Genomic DNA, 20,575 nt, shown 5'->3' on the forward strand with positions numbered 1-20,575 from the left:
TATGGCAATCAAAAAAAATAACACTAGCACAAAAAGCGAGATTAAAGACGTCGCTTACTACCAAAAGAAATTTTGGAAAATTTTCTTTATCGGATTAGGAAGTATTGGTTTATTCTTCCTATTTGCCTCTTGGGGACTTTTTGGCTCTATGCCGTCCTTTGAAGATTTAGAAAATCCAGATTCTAACTTAGCCACCGAAGTCATCTCTGCTGACGGAGTAGTTATTGGAAAATATTTTGAAAAAAACAGATCGCAATTAAAGTATTCTGATTTACCAAAAAACCTAGTTCAAGCCCTTGTTGCTACTGAGGATGCTCGTTTTTATGATCACTCTGGTATTGACGGTCGTGGTACTCTTAGAGCAATTTTTAGCCTAGGAACTAGCGGTGGAGCAAGTACGTTGACACAACAACTTGCCAAACAATTATTTCACGGAGAAGGTTCAAAGTTTCTTCCTTTTCGAATTGTACAAAAAATAAAGGAATGGATTATTGCTATTCGTTTAGAAAGACAATACACTAAAAATGAAATTATTGCCATGTACTGCAACGTGTATGACTTTGGAAACAATTCAGTTGGAGTAAGTTCTGCTGCCAAAACGTATTTTTCTAAGGAGCCAAAAGACTTAACCATAAGTGAGTCGGCAATATTAGTGGGAATGTTCAAAAACTCTGGTTTGTACAATCCTGTTCGCAATCCGCAAGGTGTAAAAAACCGTCGCAATGTGGTGCTTTTGCAAATGCAAAAAGCCGATATCATTTCGGAAAATGAAAAAGTAAGATTACAAAGTTTACCAATTAAATTGAACTTTAAACTCGAGACTCATAAAGACGGAACTGCAACTTATTTTAGAGAATATTTGCGTGATTACATGAAAAAATGGGTAGAAGAGAATAAAAAGCCAGACGGATCGGATTACGATATTTACAAAGATGGTCTTAAAATTTATACTACTATTGATTCAAGAATGCAGTTGCACGCCGAAGAAGCTGTAAAAGCGCACATGGCCAACTTGCAAGAGGAGTTTTTTAACCAATCTAAAGACAACAAAAACGCTCCTTTTGTTAATATTTCTGCTGTAGAAACGCAAAAAATTATCAACCAAGCTATGAAATCCTCTAGCCGTTGGTCGGTAATGAAATCAATGGATAAAACCGATGACGAAATCATAAAATCTTTTAGCGAAAAGACCAAAATGAAAGTCTTTACCTGGAAAGGCGAGCGCGATACCATCATGACGCCTCTTGATTCTATCCGTTACTACAAACACTTTTTACAATCAGGATTGATGGCGATGGAGCCACAAACCGGAAACATCAAAGCTTGGGTAGGCGGTATTAATTACAAATATTTCCAGTACGACCACGTAGGTCAAGGTGCTAGACAAGTAGGATCTACTTTCAAACCGTTCGTTTACGCTACTGCTATCGAACAGTTAAATATGTCACCTTGCGACTCAATTGTGGATGGTCCGTTCATGATTCGTAAAGGGCGTCACCACGTAACCGAAGATTGGGAACCAAAAAACTCTGACAACAAATACCGCGGAATGGTAACCTTAAAAAGAGGTTTGGCCAACTCGATCAATACTGTTTCTGCAAAATTAATTGACAAAGTTGGTCCTGAAGCTGTTATCGATTTAACACATAAACTAGGAGTAAAATCAGAGATTGTAACGCAACCATCAATTGCCTTAGGAGCGGTAGAAATCACCGTTCAAGACATGGTAGCTGCTTACAGTACTTTCGCTAATCAAGGAGTGTATGTAAAACCACAATTCATCACCAAAATTGAAGATAAAAGCGGTGTTGTAATTTACGAGCCTATTCCAGAATCACATGATGTATTGAACAAAGACATTGCGTACGCAGTGGTGAAATTACTAGAAGGAGTAACCGAAGGCGGTTCAGGTGACCGTTTGCGTACAACCGGAGGTGGTAATGGAGACAACCGTTGGACAGGATATCCGTATGCTTTTAGAAACCCAATTGCAGGAAAAACAGGAACTACACAAAATCAATCGGACGGTTGGTTTATGGGAATGGTACCTAACTTAGTAACCGGAGTTTGGGTAGGTTGCGAAGACCGTTCGGCCCGTTTCAAAAGTATCACTTACGGTCAAGGAGCAACAGCTGCTTTGCCAGTTTGGGGTTATTTCATGAAACTTTGTTACGAAGATCCAGCGCTAAAAGTATCCAAAGAACCTTTTGAAAGACCGGCTAACTTATCTATCAAAGTAGATTGTTATGTTCCGAAAAAAGTAGTAGACACGACTGCTGTAGAACAAGATACAGAAGAATTTGAATTGTAAAATTTTCTTTTGGAGCCAATCCAGCTATACGTAGCAATCTTCTTAAAAGCGATGAAAAATCGCTTTTAAAAAGGATTTCCACTGTTATCTGGGCTAGTGTATTCGTCCTTAAAACTCAATTCATCAATAGATTAAAATTCGATAAATAGCACCTTATTTTTATGATTAACAAAAAAGTAAATACCGTTCAAGATGCACTTCAAGGCATTGAAAATGGCATGACTATCATGCTAGGCGGTTTTGGATTATGTGGAATTCCAGAAAATAGTATTGCCGAATTGGTTCGAAAAAACGTAACCGATTTAACCTGTATTTCGAACAATGCCGGTGTAGATGATTTTGGACTTGGATTGCTTTTGCAAAAGCGCCAAATAAAAAAAATGATCTCATCTTATGTTGGTGAAAATGCCGAGTTTGAGCGTCAGATGCTATCAGGAGAACTCGAAGTTGAATTGACTCCTCAAGGAACTTTGGCCGAAAAATGCCGTGCTGCACAAGCGGGAATTCCTGCGTTTTTTACACCTGCAGGTTACGGTACTGAAGTAGCCGAAGGAAAAGAAGTTCGCGAGTTTAATGGCAAAATGCACATCATGGAACTCGCTTACAAAGCTGATTTTGCTATAGTAAAAGCATGGAAAGGTGATGAAGCAGGTAATTTAATTTTTAAAGGAACAGCTCGTAATTTCAATTCTAGCATGGCTGGAGCTGCAAAAATTACCATTGCCGAAGTAGAAGAACTTTTGCCCGTAGGCGCATTAGACCCTAATGAAATTCACATTCCAGGAATTATGGTACAACGCATTTTTCAAGGAGAAACGTTTGAGAAAAGAATTGAACAACGAACTGTGAGACAAAAGTAATATTCAGTTTGCAAAGAATTATATGGACTTCAGTTTTATGATTTAAGAATACTCAAATTATAAAAACCTTACCAGTTTCAAAAATAAAATTATGGCTTTAACAAAAGAAGATATAGCAAGAAGAATTGCCAAAGAAGTACAAGACGGCTATTATGTTAACCTAGGAATTGGAATTCCTACCTTGGTGGCTAATTATGTTCGTACCGATATTTCGGTTGAATTTCAAAGTGAAAATGGCGTATTAGGCATGGGACCATTCCCTTTTGCAGGAGAAGAAGATGCAGACATCATTAACGCCGGAAAACAAACCATAACTACCTTACCTGGCGCATCATTTTTTGACTCGGCCTTGAGTTTTGGGATGATACGCTCTCAAAAAGTAGATTTAACCATTCTAGGCGCTATGGAAGTTGCCGAAAATGGAGATATCGCCAACTGGAAAATCCCAGGTAAAATGGTAAAAGGTATGGGTGGCGCAATGGATTTAGTGGCTTCTGCCGAAAATATCATTGTAGCCATGATGCACGTAAACAAAGCAGGTGAATCAAAAATCCTTAAAAAATGCTCTTTACCATTAACGGGCGTAGGTTGCGTTAAAAAGGTAGTAACAGAGCTTGCGGTACTAGAAGTTACCTCGGCAGGTTTTAAGCTTTTAGAGCGCGCGCCAGGAGTTACAGTAGAACACATAATCGCTTCTACTGAAGCTAACTTGATAATTGAAGGTGATATTCCTGAAATGGATATCAACTAATCGACATCAAATCCTATAAAAAAACCTCAAATGAAATTCGTTTGAGGTTTTTTTATGGCTTTTAAGTACTACTATTTACTTTCTAAATATTCGGTTAGTGCTGTTGCTGCATGCGCGAAACTAGGAAATTGCTCCACCATACTTACCGCTCTTTTTTTATTTAATTTATAAGTCAAATCAAACTCTGTTGTAAACAAAATTGCCGACAAAAAAGGATTATTGATAAAGGGCAGTAAACGATCAAATGCGCTGTCTATCGAATGAATTTCGAATAATTCTTCTTGCTGAAATTTAAACTTTAATTCCAATTGTAAATCATTTTCCACCACTACCGGCCGCACATAAATATTCATCAATAAAGTGTTCCCAATGGTTTTAGCTAGCGTTAATTTGGCAAAAGTACCATCCTGCAAACTTGATTTGACCTTGGAATAAAACACAGAAAAGGTTTCTTGAAATGACATAAAATTAGATTTATGAAGCAAAAAAACCGCACAAACACTCCCGGTTGTGCGGTTTATAGTTTGCTTTAATTAATTACAAATTATTGAAAAAATCGTTCCCTTTATCATCAGTAATAATGAAAGCTGGGAAATTTTTTACTGTTATTTTTCGAACAGCTTCCATACCTAACTCTTCAAAGTCAACTACTTCTACTTTCAAAATATTGTCTTGTGCTAAAATAGCTGCTGGACCTCCAATAGATCCTAAATAAAAGCCTCCGTAAGTTTTACAAGCATTCATAACTTGTGGCGTTCTATTTCCTTTAGCAAGCATAATCATACTTCCGCCAGCTTTTTGAAATTCTTCTACGTAAACATCCATTCTTCCGGCCGTGGTTGGACCAAAACTACCTGATGGCATTCCGTCTGGAGTTTTTGCTGGGCCAGCATAATACACCGGATGATTTTTAAAATACTCTGGCATAGGTTTACCTGCATCCAAAAGTTCTTTGATTTTAGCATGTGCAATATCACGCGCTACAATCAAAGTTCCGTTCAATTTTAAACGCGTTTTAATTGGATATTGTGATAACTTTTTAAGAATATCCGCCATCGGTTGGTTCAAATCAATTTCAACTGCTTCTTCCAAATGCGGAGGTGTTGCAGGCAACAGTCGAGCTGGATTCACCTCAAGTTGTTCTACAAAAATACCTTCTTTAGTAATTTTTCCTTTTATATTTCTGTCAGCAGAACAAGACACTCCTAATCCTACAGGGCAAGAAGCAGCATGACGTGGTAAACGAATTACACGTACATCATGCGTAAAATATTTTCCACCAAACTGCGCTCCAATAGCACTTTCTTGGCAAATTTGTTGCACTCTTTGCTCCCATTCTAAATCACGGAACGCTTGACCAGCCATGTTTCCTGTGGTTGGCAAATGATCGTAATAACCCGCTGAAGCTTTTTTAACAGCAGCTAAATTAGCCTCGGCAGAAGTACCGCCAATAACAAATGCCAAGTGATATGGCGGACAAGCAGAAGTTCCTAAATCCATAATTTTTGCACGTACAAAAGCGTCCATTGACTTTTCGTTCAAAAGCGATTTCGTTTGTTGGTACAAATAGGTTTTATTGGCAGAACCGCCCCCTTTTGCTAAAAACAAAAACTCGTATGAATTTCCTTTTTTGGCATAAATATCTATTTGTGCCGGAAGATTAGAACCAGAATTCTTTTCTTCGAACATACTGATAGGCACAATTTGAGAGTAACGCAGGTTTTTTTCTTGGTAGGTGTTGAATATCCCTTTTGAAAGCCACTCGGCATCATCCACACCTGTGTATACGTTTTCTCCTTTTTTAGCCACTACAATTGCAGTTCCGGTATCTTGACAAGATGGTAATTGACCATCAATAGCAACCGCAGCATTTTGCAATAAATTATAAGCTACAAAACGATCGTTATCTGTTGCTTCCGGATCATCCAAAATGGCACGTAATTTTTCTAAATGTGAAGTACGAAGCATAAAAGAAACGTCTTTCATGGCTTCCTGCGAAAGCAACTCCAAACCTTTTGGATCAACGGTAAGGATTTCTCTATCGCCCAGCTGTTCTACTTTTATGTAGTCTGAAGATATTTTTCGGTATTGTGTATCGTCTTTTAAAATAGGATAAGGATCCTGATAAATAAAGTCCATGGTATAATGTTTTTACAAAGATAAAATAGTTAGTTTAAGTACAAAAGTTACTGTAAAAGCGACGCTAAACTACTACGTTAAAATACTTGTAAGTAAAAAAAGAATTAGCAAACCGATGGCGATGTATTTGGTATATTTTGACATTTTGATATGAATTTAAAAAATTATTGAATCCCTCAAAAGAATGAAAAATTGATTAAAAATCCTAGTAGATAATTGGTTCGTACGAAATCAAATTAAAATTTAACAATAGGTTGTGTTACTACGAAAGTTCAATTATGAGTTTTTCGCTTTGTCAACAGATTTTAATCCGTTGTAATTAGTAATCATAAAATTGAGAGCCTTAGGCTCGGGACATTATCAAAAACAATTTATCTGTAGATTAAAAAAACCAACTTGCAACAAATATTGCTGTAATTACACATATCACGTCTACTAGCAACATGGTTCCTAAAGCGTAACGGGTGTTTTTGATATTCACCGATCCAAAATAAACTGCAATTACATAAAAAGTACTTTCGGCGCTACATTGAAAAATGCTACTCAAACGTGCCGTTAAGGAATCTGGACCGAAAGTGTTCATAGAATCAATCAAAAATCCACGTGATCCTGCGGAGCTAAAAGGACGCAATAATGCAACTGGCAGAGCATCTGTAATTTCTTTGCTTACGCCCATATTTGAGAATAAAAAGGCAATTCCGTTACTAATAATTTCAAACAAACCACTATTTCTAAACAAGGAAATAGCAACTAACATCCCTAAAACGTAAGGGAAAATAGTTACCCCCGTTTTCACACCATTGTTAGCACCCACTACAAAAGCATCAAAAACAGTAGTGCTTGCAGCAGTAAATTTCTTTTCATTCCAAAATGAAAAAATTAAAGTGAACGCAATAATAGCGATTAAAATTAAAGCGGAAAGATTAGATGTAAAGTAGTTTTTACCAACTAAATCCAATTGGTTCACGTACATCAGCAAACCAATAATAGCTGCGATTAACGTAATTAAAACCAATACCAATGACGCACTTTTAAAATTGATTTTTTGTTTGATACCAACAATCAAAAAGGCTGCAATGGTACCTATGAACGACGTTATAATACAAGGCAACATCACATCGGCAGGATTAGCGGCATTAGCGGCAGCACGATAGCCAATGATCGAAGTAGCTATCAATGTAAGTCCTGAGGCGTGTAAGCACATGAACATGATTTGGGCATCACTCGCTTTGTCCTTTTCAGGATTGATTTCTTGTAAACTTTCCATGGCTTTGAGGCCAAAAGGTGTTGCAGCCGAATCTAAGCCAAGAAAATTAGCCGCAAAATTCAAAGTCATATACGAAATCGAAGGGTGATTTTTGGGAATACTCGGAAATACTTTTACAAAAACAGGACTTAAGGCTTTGGCTAATTTACCAGAAGCACCTGAAATAATTAACAGTTCCATCAACCCACAAAAGAAAGCCAAATATGCCATTAATGGCAATACTAAATCCAGCAAAGTACTTTTACAAGTAGGTAATAAACCATCTGATTTTTGTACGCCACTGTAGATTTTTACCGTTTTATTTTTAAAAACATATGTTGTGTCAACGTTTAAAGTATCGCGATTGATAATCATAGTTTGATCTGGTGCATTTTTGATACTGTCTTTGATAAAAATGGGCAATTGCTCCGGCATTTTTTCAGAAATCAAAATCGGGTCGTCTTTTTTTCCATTCAATACATAATCAATTGTATAGGTGTTTGAACTGAACAAACTCACTACCACAAAAACAATTGATGAAATAAAAATAACCAACCAAAATCTACTCAATACCATAACTTATAATTTTTGTAAATGTAATTATTTAACCGCAAAGTGCACAAAGTGATTCGCAAAGTACGCAAAGCATTTTCAAAAAATTTAGCTCAACATTTTATTGATTTAGCTACTACACATGAATAATCTCGTCTTCTATCAACAACTCTTCTCTACGTAAGCGAAGAAAAATTTGCGCTACAGCAATAGTATCTCGCTCACAATAAGTGACAATACGGTCAATGTCTTTTTCTACATAGAATACGTGACCGACTTGACTACCATCGATATCGCCTTTTGAAGAAGGAATTCCGAGTACTTTACACATTAATTTCAAAGAAGTAAAATGTTTGTAATCGCCAAATTTCCATAATTCCAAGGTATCTAAATGCGGAATTTCCCAAGGTTTTTTTCCAAATAAATTCAACTTGTTTGGAATTGCAATATTGTTGATAATCATTCGCCTGGCCAAAAAGGGAATATCAAATTCCTTGGCATTGTGTCCGCACAGAACATGCTGTGGTTGATTGAAGTGATTGTTGAGTAAATTATTAAAGTCGGAAAGTATTTTTTTCTCATCCCCAAAAAAACTCGTTACTCGAAAATTACGAATGTCACCTTTAATGGTAAAATAACCTACCGAAATACACACAATTTTACCAAACTCGGCCCAAATACCCGCACGATCATAAAAATCTTCGGGAGAAAACTCTTCTTTGCGCTGGTATTGCGTTTTGTGTTCCCAAAGCGATTGCATTTCAGGATCTAAAGCATCGTAATTTTCAGATTCTGGAACGGTTTCTATATCGAGAAACAGAATGTTGTTGAGATTTATTTTTTCGATCATTTTTTATGGCACGCAGATGACGCTGATTTAAAAGATTTGCACGGATATTCCTAAACGAATATAAAAAAAATATTAATAACCAGCTAAAAAAGAGCTTGTTGCTTATTAGGATTTTCGTGCTCTAACAACCATTTTTTGCGCCATAAACCTCCTGCATAACCCGTTAATGAACCATCACTACCAATAACTCTGTGGCAAGGAACCACGATCCAAAGTGGGTTTTTCCCATTTGCGGAAGCTACAGCCCGAATGGCTTTTGGATCACCAAGAAATTTGGATTGTTCTAGATAGGTTCTTGTTTTACCGAACGGAATATCGAGTAATGCGTTCCACACTTTTTGTTGAAAATCAGTTCCTTTTGGATTGAGTTTAAAGGTAAAATGAATTCTTTGCGAATTGAAATATTCTTGAAGTTGCTGCACTGCCTCTTGTAAAAAATCGGGGATTTCAGTAGATACTTCACCCTCTTCTAACACTGTTATTTCAGAAACACCATTTACATCACCGGTAATGACAGCAATTCCTAACGGTGTTTTAATGTAAACTGTTTCCATTTTTTAAAGGTAAAAAAATAATCTTTGTAGACTACATACGGTCATAAAAAAACCATTCGTACTTGCGAATGGTCTTTGTTTTTAGCCCTGATAGCAGCGGCATCTCCCGATTTAGAAAAACAAGGCTTTTTTGCCGTAGTTTTTATTTATCGGGAATACAGCGGATAGCAGGATTAAGGTCCTAAAAAAAGTTGCTTTATTTTATATGAGAATAGACGTAGGCTTCTAGCGCTTTCAATTCCTCGTCAGACATGGCTTTTGTGAGTGCAAAATTAGCTTTCATTACCTCGTATTGACTTGGGTCTACAATTGGTTCTCCTTCGCCTTTTAAAAACGTGACCATATCGGCATTTTTACTTTTGTAAATACCTGCAATGTCTTGTAAACTGGGACCGATTACCTTTTTGTCAACTTGGTGACAGGCGATGCAATTTCCTTTTCCTTCAAAAATTTCTTTTCCTAATTCTACCGGACTTTGAGCAACGGTTTCAGTAGTTGTTGGGTACAAGGATTCTTTCTTTGTTTCTTCTTTTTTACAAGAATATAAGGCTATTAAAGCACTTAATACAATCAATTTTTTCATGTTTACCTATTTTAAACAGTAAAATGGTTTCGTGTTATGCTTACCAACCCACGTATTTTGGTGGTTCTATTTGTTTGAGATTCAAATAAACGATAATTTGTGCGCGGTGGTGCGTTAAATGGTCCTGCATTAAATTAAGTATTTGAAATTTAGATTTAGGACCGGCAAAAAATTCAACTTTATTAGATAATTCGGCCACACTATCCTGCTGTATAAAAGCTTTGGATTGATCAAAACTAGCTTGAATATCTTGCAATATTTGTGCCTTGGAACGTGATTTATCAATAACTTTCTTTTCGTATTTCCGAGCAGAAAAATGCGTCGTGCTCAACCACAGCATATTATCTTGAATGTGAAATAACTGCTCTCGAAATGACATTTCGCGTGCTACTGGTTTGAAATCGTATTGCTCCTCTGGCATTGCGCGTGCAACAGCGAGCAAATATTCTTTAGAATTGTCCCATTTTTCAATGAATGTGGGAATAACTTCTACCTGCGCAAAAAGATTCAGGCTAAGAAAAAAGGCAATTACTATAAAAAACTTTTTCATTATTTTTTGTTTAAAAGTATGGCGGCTTCTTTAGCAAAATATGTCGAAATCAAACTGGCTCCTGCGCGTTTGATGCACATTAATTGTTCCATCATGGTTTGATCGTGATCCAACCAACCTCTTTCGGAAGCGGCTTTAATCATGGCATATTCGCCAGAAACATGGTATACGGTTACGGGTACATGAACTGCATTTTTTACCTCGCGAACAATGTCTAAGTATGCAATTCCTGGTTTTACCATCACCATATCTGCACCTTCTTCAACATCCCAAAGTGCTTCTTTGATAGCTTCAAGACGATTGGCATAATCCATTTGGTAAGTTTTTTTATTTTTTGGGACAACCACATCAGCGTCTTTTGGAGCAGAGTCTAAAGCATCGCGAAACGGTCCGTAAAATGCCGAAGCATATTTGGCAGAATAACTCATGATGCCCACGTTATGATACCCTGCAGCATCTAAACCTTGGCGCAAGCGTAGCACACGTCCGTCCATCATATCGCTTGGTGCTACAAAATCAGCACCGGCTTGTGCGTGAGAAACAGCCATTTTTACTAAAGCATCGTTGGTAGAATCATTTTCGACATCGCCATTTGCTATGATTCCGTCATGACCATAAATAGAATACGGATCCAAAGCTACATCTGGCATGACAATCATTTCTGGACAAGCGGCTTTGATGGCACGAATGGCGTTTTGCATGAGTCCGTTTGGGTTCCAGGCTTCAGTACCTGCGTTGTCTTTGAGATTTTCATCGACTTTTACGTAGATGTTTACTGCTCGAATTCCTAAATCGAATAATTCTTGCACTTCTTTTACCGTTAAATCAATAGAACGGCGAAAAATTCCTGGCATAGATGGAATTTCGACTTGTACGTTTTCACCTTCGGCAATAAACATAGGAAACATAAAATCACTTGGACTTAATGTAGTTTCACGAACTAAGGAACGAATGGATTCGTTGACTCTTAAGCGACGGCCTCTTTGTAATGGGAACATATTTTTAGTTTTTCAAGCTCCAGAGGAGCATAATATTTATAGTAATTTGTTTTATCGTGCTGTTTTTAAGCCCGGTAAGGGCGACATATTTTTCTCTAATTAAAAATCATCAAAAAGATATTCATTTTTAAAATCTACATTATATAATTTTAAAAATTCTACATATTCTTCTTTGAATGTTTTTGATTTATGATGTTCTTCTTGATTTTGAATATAATTGATAACATTTGTCAATTGCGAATGGCTGTAGGTGAATGCTCCAAATCCTGTTTGCCACTCAAATTTACCATTTATCCAAGCTTTTTCATTAATGAATCTTGATGAATTGGCTTTTATATCTCTCACCAAATCTGATAAGGCTTTATTTGGCTTTAAGCCAATTAGAATATGAACGTGGTCTGGCATTCCATTGATCGCAATCAGTTTTTGACCTTCATTTGTAACAATACCGGTGATATATTTGAACAATTCATCTTTCCATGTACTAGAAATTAGATTTTGTCTCCCTTTTACAGCAAAGACAATTTGGATGTAGATTTGAGAATAGGTGTTTGCCATTATAAATTGATGCTGGTTAAAGATGTCATTCCTACGGAATTAAATTTCAATTACATACATTATTTGTTATAAATACAACGCACTGATTTTTGCTAAAATATAGCGCTCCTACGGAGCTAAAATGAATCGATATAATTCTCTATAAATATATCGCACCGATGGTTGCTATAAATATAGCGCTCCTTCGGAGCTAAAAGGAATCGAAATAATTCTCTATAAATATATCGCACCAATGGTTGCTATAAATATAGCGCTCCTTCGGAGCTAAACTATCCACTCAACAGGATTCTCCAGCACTTTCAATAATTTTTCTTCTTCGCTTCCTTCTTCTGGATGATGGTCATAAACCCACTGAACATGTGGCGGTAATGACATCAATATAGACTCAATTCTTCCGTTGGTTTTTAAGCCAAATAAAGTGCCTTTATCGTGTACTAAATTGAATTCTACATAACGACCTCTTCGGATTTCTTGCCAAGTTCTTTGTTCTGCGGTATATGGTAAATTTTTTCGTCGTTCTAAAATTGGAACATAAGCGGTAAGAAATGAATTTCCAACTTCGGTTACAAAGTTAAACCAGTTTTCCATTGACATTTGTTCGGTTTCTTTGCAATAATCAAAGAATAAACCACCTAGTCCACGAGCTTCATTACGGTGTGCATTCCAAAAATAGGCATCACATTGTTTTTTATACTTGGGATAAAACTCTGGATTGTGCTTGTCACAAGCTGTTTTGCAAGTTTGATGAAAATGTATCGCATCTTCTTCAAATAAGTAATAGGGCGTTAAATCCTGTCCGCCACCAAACCAACTCTTGATAATATTTCCGTTATCGTCATACATTTCGAAATAACGCCAATTAGCATGAACCGTTGGTGCCATTGGGTTTTTAGGATGGATAACCAAACTCAATCCGCAAGCAAAAAAATCGGCTTCGCCAACGTTAAATAATTTCTGCATCGAATCGGGTAATTTTCCGTGCACTGCCGAAATATTGACACCGCCTTTTTCGATTACATTTCCGTTTTCAATTACACGTGTTCGTCCTCCGCCGCCTTCTGGACGTTCCCAAAGATCTTCCTTGAATTTGGCATGACCTTCAACGGCTTCTAAGCCAGCAACAATCTGGTCTTGCAGGTTTTGTATGTATTGGTAAAATTTATTTTTCATATATATCAGTTATCAGTCGCAGTTATCAGTCGCAGTTATTCGGTAAACTTAGACTGAGACTGTTTACTTTTGATATTCTTTCACCGCATCAATAAATGCTTTGGCGTGATCTACCGGAATATTTGGTAAAATACCGTGGCCTAAGTTTACGATGTATTTGTCTTTTCCGAATTCATCAATCATTTCGTGAACCATTTTCTTAATGGTTGGAATTGGTGACAACAATCTTGATGGATCAAAATTACCTTGTAGTGTGATATTTCCACCTGACAAATAACGTGCATTTCTTGGCGAGCAAGTCCAATCTACACCTAGCGCAGAGGCTTTACTTTTACCCATTTCGTTCAAAGCAAACCAACATCCTTTTCCAAAAACAATAACTGGAGTTACTTCAGCTAAGGCATCGATGATTTGGTTGATGTATTTCCATGAGAATTCTTGGTAATCAACTGGCGACAACATACCGCCCCAAGAATCAAATATTTGTACCGCATTCACACCTGATTTTACTTTTTCTAATAAGTATAAAATAGTGGTATCAGTGATTTTTTGTAATAAAGTGTGCGCCGCTACTGGATCTGAGAAACAGAATCCTTTGGCTGTATCAAAACTTTTAGACCCTTTGCCCTCAACAGCATAACAAAAAATAGTCCATGGTGAACCCGCAAAACCTATCAAAGGAACCTCATCGTTCAACATTTCTTTTGTCAACTTTACAGCATCAAAAACGTAACCTAAAGTTTCATTTACATCTGGAACGAAAACTTGGTTTACTTGTTCCATCGTACGAATAGGATTCGGGATTATTGGTCCTAAATTGTCTTTTAATTCCACGTGAATTCCCATAGCGCGAGGCACAACAAGAATATCCGAAAATAAAATGGCAGCATCTGGAGCAATTCTACGAATAGGTTGAACCGTAATTTCGGCAGCTAATTCAGGAGTTTCGCAACGAGTGAAAAAATCATATTTGTCTCGCAAAGCTCTAAATTCTGGCAAATACCTTCCTGCTTGACGCATCATCCATACCGGTGGGCGTTCAACAGTTTCTCCTTTTAGCGCTCTTAAAAACAAGTCATTTTTTAACATAATTCTATTTTTTAATTCCTTTTTGAGGGTTTGTTTTGATCTATTTGATGGGCGTTATTCGCCTTCTGTTGTATAATATTCTATGAGTCCGATAATTAAATCTTCAATTGTGGGCTCTTCGGCTACCACAATACTCTTTGTTTTCCCTTTTAAAGCTGCTGCGGTAGTCTCGCCTATGCAAAAGCAAACTTCTTTTTTTAGCTTATTTTCTTTTAGGTAACTCTCTACTCCCGATGGACTGAAAAAGAGGATACCTGCAAAATTTTCTAAACTTGAAATTTTAAATGGTGCCAACTTAGTTTGATACACTTCAATTTCATTAAACACGATTCCAGCATCTTTTAGTGCTTGTGGTAAGGTTTCCTTACGCAAATTACCACTAAAAAAAGTGTAGCTGTTTTGACTGTAAATTAAGGTGATAATTTCGGCTAGCTCTGACGCATAATCCATGTAAACATCTACTTTAAAACCATTTTGCTCCAGTAATTCTTTAGTTTTGATGCCTACGCAAAAAGCCGTTTTAGTTCGTAAACCTTCCCAACCGTCTTGTTCTAGCAAACTTAGAACGGCGTTCTGACTACTAAAAATAAGATTTTCTTGAATATTTTGAAGTGAAAATGGAGTGTTTGTTATTTCGATAAAATCTTGTTCCAAAAGATCAAAGTTGGCATCGAGAACCGCTTTTCTTTGAACTCCAGAAAGTGTTTTGGTAGATAAAATACTAATTTGCTCCATTATTTCTTTAAGCTGTTTTTGATGGATGTCATAAGTGCTGCTCCACCATTTTCAAGAATTTCTTGTGCGCAATAAAACCCTAATTTTTTCCACTCTTGCATTGGAACGGTTTTTTCTACTTCGATTTTTTCTTTTCCATCAATAGAAAACAAAACACCTTTAAAAACAATATCGTCTTCTACGAAAACGGCTAAAGCACCAATTGGAGCTGTACAACCGCCTTCTAGCGTTCTTAAAAATTGTCTTTCAATGTGGGTGCACACTTCTGTATCAATATCATTCAACTCGTGCAAAGCTTGTCTTGAAAATTCATCGTCGGCCATGGCTACTACCAGCATAGCTCCTTGAGCTGGTGCGGGAATCATCCAGTCTAGATCAATATAATCTTCTGGTTTAAGGTTGATTCTTTCCAATCCTGCTGCTGCAAATACAGCTCCACTCCAGTCGCTTTCTTGTAGTTTTTTCATGCGTGAATTTACATTTCCGCGCAAATCAACTACAGTATGATTCGGGTATTTATTAAGCCATTGCGCTTGACGGCGCAAACTACCCGTAGCAATAGTTCCAGTTTGATTTAAAAAATCGAGATTGCCTTTGTGTACTAAAATATCGAGTGTATTGGCTCTTTCGAGAACGGCTGCTTGAACAATTCCGTGTGGTAATGCAGTTGGAACATCTTTCATAGAATGTACCGCAATATCAACATCGCCATTAATCATAGCTACATCGAGTGTTTTGGTAAAAATTCCGGTAATTCCTAATTCATAAAGAGGCTTATCAAGAATAATATCGCCTTGCGATTTTACGGCTACAATTTCAGTTTTGTACCCTAAATCATTTAGTTTTTTTTGGACGGTATGAGCTTGCCAAAGTGCCAATTCGCTATCGCGAGTTCCTATTCTAATTACTTTTTGAGCCATATTACGATTGCATCCTTAAAAAACGAAAGGATTATTTTATTGTGTAATTTTAAGACAAATTAATCTTGTATTTTTCTTCAATTGCTGAAGGTACAACTTTTGGGGCCAACTGTCCAATTTGAAACACTTTTTCAATAAAATCAATGCTGTCGTCTACTGATGTATTTTCATCTTTTAAATGACTTGCAAAGTGATTAGTTATTTTTTGAATGATTCTTGAACTGATTAAATCCGCTTGTTCCTCGTCAAAGTTAATTGTTTTTTTTCTTTGTAACGCCAATTCGGTCGCAACAATATCATTTAACTTAGCTTTTAGTGCATGAATAGTTGGCGCGTATTTACGACCATTCATCCAGGTATTTAACTCTAATTTTAAATCCTCGATAATCGCTTCTGCAGCAGGAATATGCTGTTTTCTGCGCTCCAAAGTGTCATCCGTCATTTGAGATAAATAATCTAAATGAATTAATGTAACACCATCGATATCAGCAACATCAGGATTTACATTTCTTGGAATGGATAAATCCAGAATTAAAAGCGGCTTTTTAAGATTCAAAAGTGTTTTGTCAATAGTTGGATTCTTTGCTCCTGTAGCAACAACTAGCACATCTGTTTGCTGAATTTCTTCTTGCAAATTGGCATAATCTTTAACAACAACATTTAATTTTCCGGCCAATTGTTCCGCCTTATTTTTTGTTCTGTTAATTAGGGTGATGTGACCGTTTTTAGTATGTTTTACTAAATTTTCGCAAGTATTTCTACCAATTTTTCCAGTTCCAAAAAGCAATATGTTTTTGTTACCAATGTTTTCTACATTGCGAATAATATATTGAACTGATGCAAACGAAACCGATGTTGCACCAGATGAAATTTCAGTATCTGTTTTAATTTTTTTACTCGCTTGAATAACCGAGTTTACTAAGCGATCCATAAAGGTGTTTACTAAACCTTCTGTTTTACTTACTTTGAATGCATTTTTGATTTGGCTGATGATTTCAAAATCACCTAATATTTGACTATCTAAACCTGTTCCTACACGAAACATGTGGTTAATAGCATCTTGACTTTTATAAATGTAAGCTACTTCTTGAAACTCTTCGACAGAGCCATTGCTGTTTTCACAAAGTAATTTGATTAACTCATAAGGATGATTAGCAAATCCGTATATTTCGGTTCTATTACAAGTAGAAGTAACAATTAAGGATTCTATTCCTTCTTCTTTAGCTTGCGCCAAAAGTGCTGATTGTGCACTAGCGTCAAGGCTAAATTTCCCTCTCATGGTTGCGTCTGCTTTCTTGTAACTTAAGCCTAAAGCATAAAAAGTGGTGTTTTTGGACATACTAAATTTTTCCATATTATACTTTCCTTAAAAAGTTCAACAAAATTATTACTAACTATTTTATAAAAACAACGCTAGAGGTACTTTTTATATCGCTATGAAATTAAAAATTTGATTGGTGCCTTTTTTGCTCTAAAAAGAGTCGGTTTTCACTGAAATCAAGCTTTAAACACAGCGCTATATATATTAATTCTAAATAAAGGGTTTGTTTTTCCAAGATTTGCGATTTTAAAAAATATCGCTTAGGGTTCAAAACATCGAGTGGTATTTGGAAAAATTATTTAATTTTAAATACGTTACTCTACATTATTGATTTAACAAAAAAGAAATAAAAACGCTACCCATAAAAGGTAGCGTTTTTAACCTTTTCATACTATTCTTGTACGATTGGAGCTCTTAAAGACTCTAATACTGCAACAATATCAGTATATAATTTTGTGTTTGAAGCAACACCATTAGCATTTGCAGCTGCACCTACGTACCCAACAAATTTAGTGTACTCAGCAGCATTTGATTTTTTACCCATACGTGCGTTTGTAGCTGGGTTATGTGCTGCTACCATGTTAAGACCAGAATAAGTGTTTACTGCATTTGTTCCTCCTGTATTGAAAGAGAAAAAATCAGTAAGATTATCTGATAATTTAGCGATACTTGTTGCTTGAGTAGTACCTGTTTCTCTTAAAACTGGTGCAAAGTGTGCTGCCAAGTTTCCAGATGCATTGTTTTGAACATCAGCTACAATTAGACCAATAGTAGAGTTTACTACCTTACGGTAAGACAATCTTCCAGCTTCGATCATTTGACCAGAATTATCTGGGTCAGCAACCATTGCAGTTCCGCCTAAACGAGTGTAGATTGAAGCTTCTGCAGCTGGTGCAGCATCATCATCATTGTTACAAGAAACCAAAGTTGCCGATGCAACTAATAACACACCAAGTGTTAATTTTGAAAAATGTTTCATAATAAAAGTATTTAAGGATTAATTAAAAAATTGATTTACTTTTTGGAATAATTTGTAGCTCGCGCTGTTTTGATCTACAGGGCAAACCTCTTTACTTGCAAAACTTTCTGGTAAAATGTAGCGTTGTGCATCGTATTTACCTTTTGTCATTAACTCATTGTAAACTTTCTCTGAGTTAGTAATCTTGTTGTTGTGAAAGTATACAACCACATTTCGTTTTACAATAATAGAGTCAGAAGTCAATCCGTCTATCGTTCTCAAGTCGGCACAAATTTTCTTTGCTTGCACAGAGTCAATGTTTGATTTAAAATCGATTCGGCTCACTTGTAAGTTGGGAGTATCATATACAGCGGGCTTAGCCGTTATAATATGAAAGATAAAAATGGCAATAAACAACACAACTATAGTTAGTCCTGCCCAAAGTACCTTTTTAAAAATCTTGTTTGTTTTCATAGGTTTGTTGTTTTTTATTTGTTGTATTTGTGTTGATATACGTGCACTATTTTAACTTGGTTTTTTCAAAATGTGTTAAAAAAGCTATTTAAATTCATTTTAAATAAAAAAAATAGTACAAACTTCTCGTTTTTAACTTCTTAAAAAACTCTGGCCAAATTAAATCCAAAGAAAACATCTCCTTTGTTCCAATCGCCGGTTGTTCTTCCTAAAAAACCTGCTTCGTCAATTCCTTGTGAGTTGGTAAAGTGCATTTGAAAAACGTGTCCACCCGTTTCCAAATCAAAACCAATAGAAAGTGGATTATTGAAAACTGAATTTCCTGCACGGTTTAAATGAGCAGCATAATCAATATTTAACGACCATCTTTTAGAAAACTTATATCTACCACCCATACCTATTGCATATTGTGTATTGTCTTGCAAAGGATTGTCTACAAAATTTTCATGAAATATAGATGGAGCAAGCTCAAGTGATAATTTTTCTGAAAACTTGCGAGAAATAAGCAATTGACCAACATAGGTTAAACGATCACTGAATTCTAGATTTGGATACAAACTTTCCTTTAATGTATTGTTGATAGACATACTATTGAAACCAGCAATGGTAACCGGAAAACCATCTTTAACTTGTGAAAACAAAGCGTATTTTGCAGCAAAATCATACGCCAACTGATTACGTGCAGCACTTACATGCAAACCTTCGGTTAAACCATAAATGAATTTTATTTGTGTATTGGCATTATCTAAACCGTAAAATCCTTCAAAGCCATCTTTTACCGATCCAAAACGGTGCGCTACTACAAAATATAAATCGCCTTTTGCAGCAAGTTTAGTAGATTCTAAGTTTACAATTTTAAGCGCCTTAAATGCAGAAGTAATTTTCTCTTTGCCAGAAGTGGTTTCAACACCATCTAACAAATCATCTTGTGCAAAAGTCAATAAGGGTAATAGAAGTAATAAAAAGGTTAATTTTTTCATGTGTTTGGGTTTTTAAAATTGTTGTTTATTTAATTATCGAAATTTGATCTAATTTATACTCTTCTAATAATTCATCATAACCTAAAAATCTACCTTTAACGGTTATAGTTTTTCCCGTCAAATCCTTAAGCGATGTTTTTTCTGCAAAAGTTCCAAAAACTTTTTCACCTAACACAATTCCGTTATTTGCCTCATCAACACTAGTAACCACATCGACCAATTCAATAGTTTTGTCTGAATATTTGGCATTGGCAACGCTATCATTGGCTTGAAATTCAACATCCATATTAGGAATAGAAACGACATAATCAGCTGTTTCAGTTTTAATATCGCGATGTTCTTTGTATAAAAACAGATAAGAAGAAACAGCAACTACTCCTACAAGTGCAATTCCTACAAGTATTTTTTTTTTCATGGTGTACAATTTTTTAAATTTATCAAATATACGAGAAAAAGATTCTTATGGTTTTGTCATTATTTTTTAATATTAATTGAAACTAAAGCTTCGTTTTTATCGTAAATGCAATTATAATTTACTACTATTGGTAATTATTTAAAAATTAATAATTTACGCTAAATTTAAAACAAAAAACATGAAATCACAATTAGTATTCACAGCTTTAACGTTTGTTGCACTTTTGACAAGCTGCAGCAATGAGGATTCAGAAACACTTACAACAACGCCACCTCCTAATTCTACGGCCAAAGTGACCTATAATCAAAACATTAAATCAATTATTGACAACAATTGCGTAGTTTGCCATGCTGCAGTACCACGAAATGGCGCTCCCAATTCATTAGTAACTTACGCACAGGTAAAAGAATCGATTACAAATCGTGGTTTACTAAACCGTATCTCTCTTCCCAACGGGAATGGTTTACTAATGCCACAAGGCGGGCCAAGGATGCCACAAGGTACGATAGATTTAGTTACAAAATGGCAACAAGACGGATTATTAGAACAATAAATAATTGA

Annotated in this window: 22 protein-coding genes; 4 read left to right on the forward strand and 18 right to left on the reverse strand. The window is 35.9% G+C overall.

The window, feature by feature from the left end:
* Position 1: 1 nt before the first annotated feature.
* The 3 genes from G9Q29_RS00525 to G9Q29_RS00535 all read left to right on the forward strand — a co-directional run bounded on the left by G9Q29_RS00525 (position 2) and on the right by G9Q29_RS00535 (position 3,922).
* A complete protein-coding gene (locus G9Q29_RS00525; RefSeq protein WP_166132560.1) occupies positions 2-2,311 on the forward strand; it encodes a penicillin-binding protein 1A in 2,310 nt (769 codons plus the stop codon).
* A gap of 161 nt (positions 2,312-2,472) precedes the next feature.
* Positions 2,473-3,171, forward strand: coding sequence for a CoA transferase subunit A (locus G9Q29_RS00530; RefSeq protein ID WP_166132561.1), 699 nt, complete (start codon positions 2,473-2,475; stop codon positions 3,169-3,171).
* 91 nt (positions 3,172-3,262) lie between these two features.
* Positions 3,263-3,922: a 3-oxoacid CoA-transferase subunit B gene (locus G9Q29_RS00535; protein ID WP_166132562.1), complete on the forward strand. Its 660-nt coding sequence runs from the start codon at positions 3,263-3,265 to the stop codon at positions 3,920-3,922.
* Between the two features lie 71 nt (positions 3,923-3,993).
* Here the strand turns inward: G9Q29_RS00535 and G9Q29_RS00540 are convergent, their stop codons facing one another.
* The 18 genes from G9Q29_RS00540 to G9Q29_RS00625 all read right to left on the reverse strand — a co-directional run bounded on the left by G9Q29_RS00540 (position 3,994) and on the right by G9Q29_RS00625 (position 20,014).
* Positions 3,994-4,386, reverse strand: a complete 393-nt coding sequence (locus G9Q29_RS00540) for a hypothetical protein (RefSeq protein ID WP_166132563.1) — start codon at positions 4,384-4,386, stop codon at positions 3,994-3,996.
* Between the two features lie 73 nt (positions 4,387-4,459).
* Positions 4,460-6,061 (reverse strand): fumarate hydratase, encoded by a 1,602-nt coding sequence (locus G9Q29_RS00545; RefSeq protein ID WP_166132564.1) that lies wholly within the window; start codon positions 6,059-6,061, stop codon positions 4,460-4,462.
* Between the two features lie 382 nt (positions 6,062-6,443).
* A complete protein-coding gene (locus tag G9Q29_RS00550; protein WP_166132565.1) occupies positions 6,444-7,883 on the reverse strand; it encodes a nucleoside recognition domain-containing protein in 1,440 nt (479 codons plus the stop codon).
* 112 nt (positions 7,884-7,995) lie between these two features.
* The gene (locus tag G9Q29_RS00555) at positions 7,996-8,709 is read right to left on the reverse strand and encodes a 3'-5' exonuclease (RefSeq protein WP_166132566.1); all 714 of its coding nucleotides are present in this window, start codon (positions 8,707-8,709) and stop codon (positions 7,996-7,998) included.
* A gap of 83 nt (positions 8,710-8,792) precedes the next feature.
* Positions 8,793-9,263: a methylated-DNA--[protein]-cysteine S-methyltransferase gene (locus G9Q29_RS00560; protein ID WP_166132567.1), complete on the reverse strand. Its 471-nt coding sequence runs from the start codon at positions 9,261-9,263 to the stop codon at positions 8,793-8,795.
* A gap of 196 nt (positions 9,264-9,459) precedes the next feature.
* The gene (locus tag G9Q29_RS00565) at positions 9,460-9,846 is read right to left on the reverse strand and encodes a c-type cytochrome (RefSeq protein WP_166132568.1); all 387 of its coding nucleotides are present in this window, start codon (positions 9,844-9,846) and stop codon (positions 9,460-9,462) included.
* Positions 9,847-9,886: 40 nt separating this feature from the next.
* A complete protein-coding gene (locus G9Q29_RS00570) occupies positions 9,887-10,396 on the reverse strand; it encodes a DinB family protein (protein ID WP_166132569.1) in 510 nt (169 codons plus the stop codon).
* Positions 10,396-11,394, reverse strand: coding sequence for a porphobilinogen synthase (gene hemB / locus G9Q29_RS00575; protein ID WP_166132570.1), 999 nt, complete (start codon positions 11,392-11,394; stop codon positions 10,396-10,398). The genes G9Q29_RS00570 and hemB overlap by 1 nt, the downstream gene beginning before the upstream one ends.
* 99 nt (positions 11,395-11,493) lie before the next feature.
* Entirely contained in the window at positions 11,494-11,952 is a 459-nt protein-coding gene (tnpA, locus tag G9Q29_RS00580; protein WP_166132571.1) for an IS200/IS605 family transposase, read from the reverse strand.
* 264 nt (positions 11,953-12,216) lie between these two features.
* Positions 12,217-13,122 (reverse strand): oxygen-dependent coproporphyrinogen oxidase, encoded by a 906-nt coding sequence (gene hemF / locus G9Q29_RS00585; RefSeq protein ID WP_166132572.1) that lies wholly within the window; start codon positions 13,120-13,122, stop codon positions 12,217-12,219.
* Between the two features lie 63 nt (positions 13,123-13,185).
* A complete protein-coding gene (gene hemE, locus G9Q29_RS00590) occupies positions 13,186-14,211 on the reverse strand; it encodes a uroporphyrinogen decarboxylase (RefSeq protein ID WP_166132573.1) in 1,026 nt (341 codons plus the stop codon).
* 54 nt (positions 14,212-14,265) lie between these two features.
* Positions 14,266-14,946, reverse strand: a complete 681-nt coding sequence (locus G9Q29_RS00595; protein WP_166132574.1) for a uroporphyrinogen-III synthase — start codon at positions 14,944-14,946, stop codon at positions 14,266-14,268.
* Positions 14,946-15,866: a hydroxymethylbilane synthase gene (gene hemC, locus G9Q29_RS00600; RefSeq protein WP_166132575.1), complete on the reverse strand. Its 921-nt coding sequence runs from the start codon at positions 15,864-15,866 to the stop codon at positions 14,946-14,948. Before hemC ends, G9Q29_RS00595 begins: the two co-directional genes overlap by 1 nt.
* 49 nt (positions 15,867-15,915) lie before the next feature.
* Positions 15,916-17,220, reverse strand: coding sequence for a glutamyl-tRNA reductase (gene hemA, locus G9Q29_RS00605; RefSeq protein ID WP_166132576.1), 1,305 nt, complete (start codon positions 17,218-17,220; stop codon positions 15,916-15,918).
* A gap of 358 nt (positions 17,221-17,578) precedes the next feature.
* On the reverse strand, positions 17,579-18,166 hold the full coding sequence (locus G9Q29_RS00610; protein ID WP_166132577.1) for a globin family protein: 588 nt from the start codon (positions 18,164-18,166) through the stop codon (positions 17,579-17,581).
* 18 nt (positions 18,167-18,184) lie between these two features.
* Positions 18,185-18,619: a hypothetical protein gene (locus tag G9Q29_RS00615; RefSeq protein ID WP_166132578.1), complete on the reverse strand. Its 435-nt coding sequence runs from the start codon at positions 18,617-18,619 to the stop codon at positions 18,185-18,187.
* 140 nt (positions 18,620-18,759) lie between these two features.
* Positions 18,760-19,599, reverse strand: a complete 840-nt coding sequence (locus tag G9Q29_RS00620) for a DUF5777 family beta-barrel protein (RefSeq protein WP_166132579.1) — start codon at positions 19,597-19,599, stop codon at positions 18,760-18,762.
* A 25-nt stretch (positions 19,600-19,624) separates the two neighbouring features.
* Complete coding sequence (locus tag G9Q29_RS00625; RefSeq protein WP_166132580.1) at positions 19,625-20,014, reverse strand: OB-fold protein; 390 nt, start codon at positions 20,012-20,014, stop codon at positions 19,625-19,627.
* Positions 20,015-20,192: 178 nt separating this feature from the next.
* Between G9Q29_RS00625 and G9Q29_RS00630 the strand changes: the two genes are divergently transcribed.
* Positions 20,193-20,567: a hypothetical protein gene (locus G9Q29_RS00630; protein WP_166132581.1), complete on the forward strand. Its 375-nt coding sequence runs from the start codon at positions 20,193-20,195 to the stop codon at positions 20,565-20,567.
* The last annotated feature ends 8 nt before the right edge of the window (positions 20,568-20,575 follow it).

This window comes from Flavobacterium turcicum (assembly GCF_011365745.1).
Classification (GTDB): Bacteria; Bacteroidota; Bacteroidia; order Flavobacteriales; family Flavobacteriaceae; genus Flavobacterium; species Flavobacterium turcicum.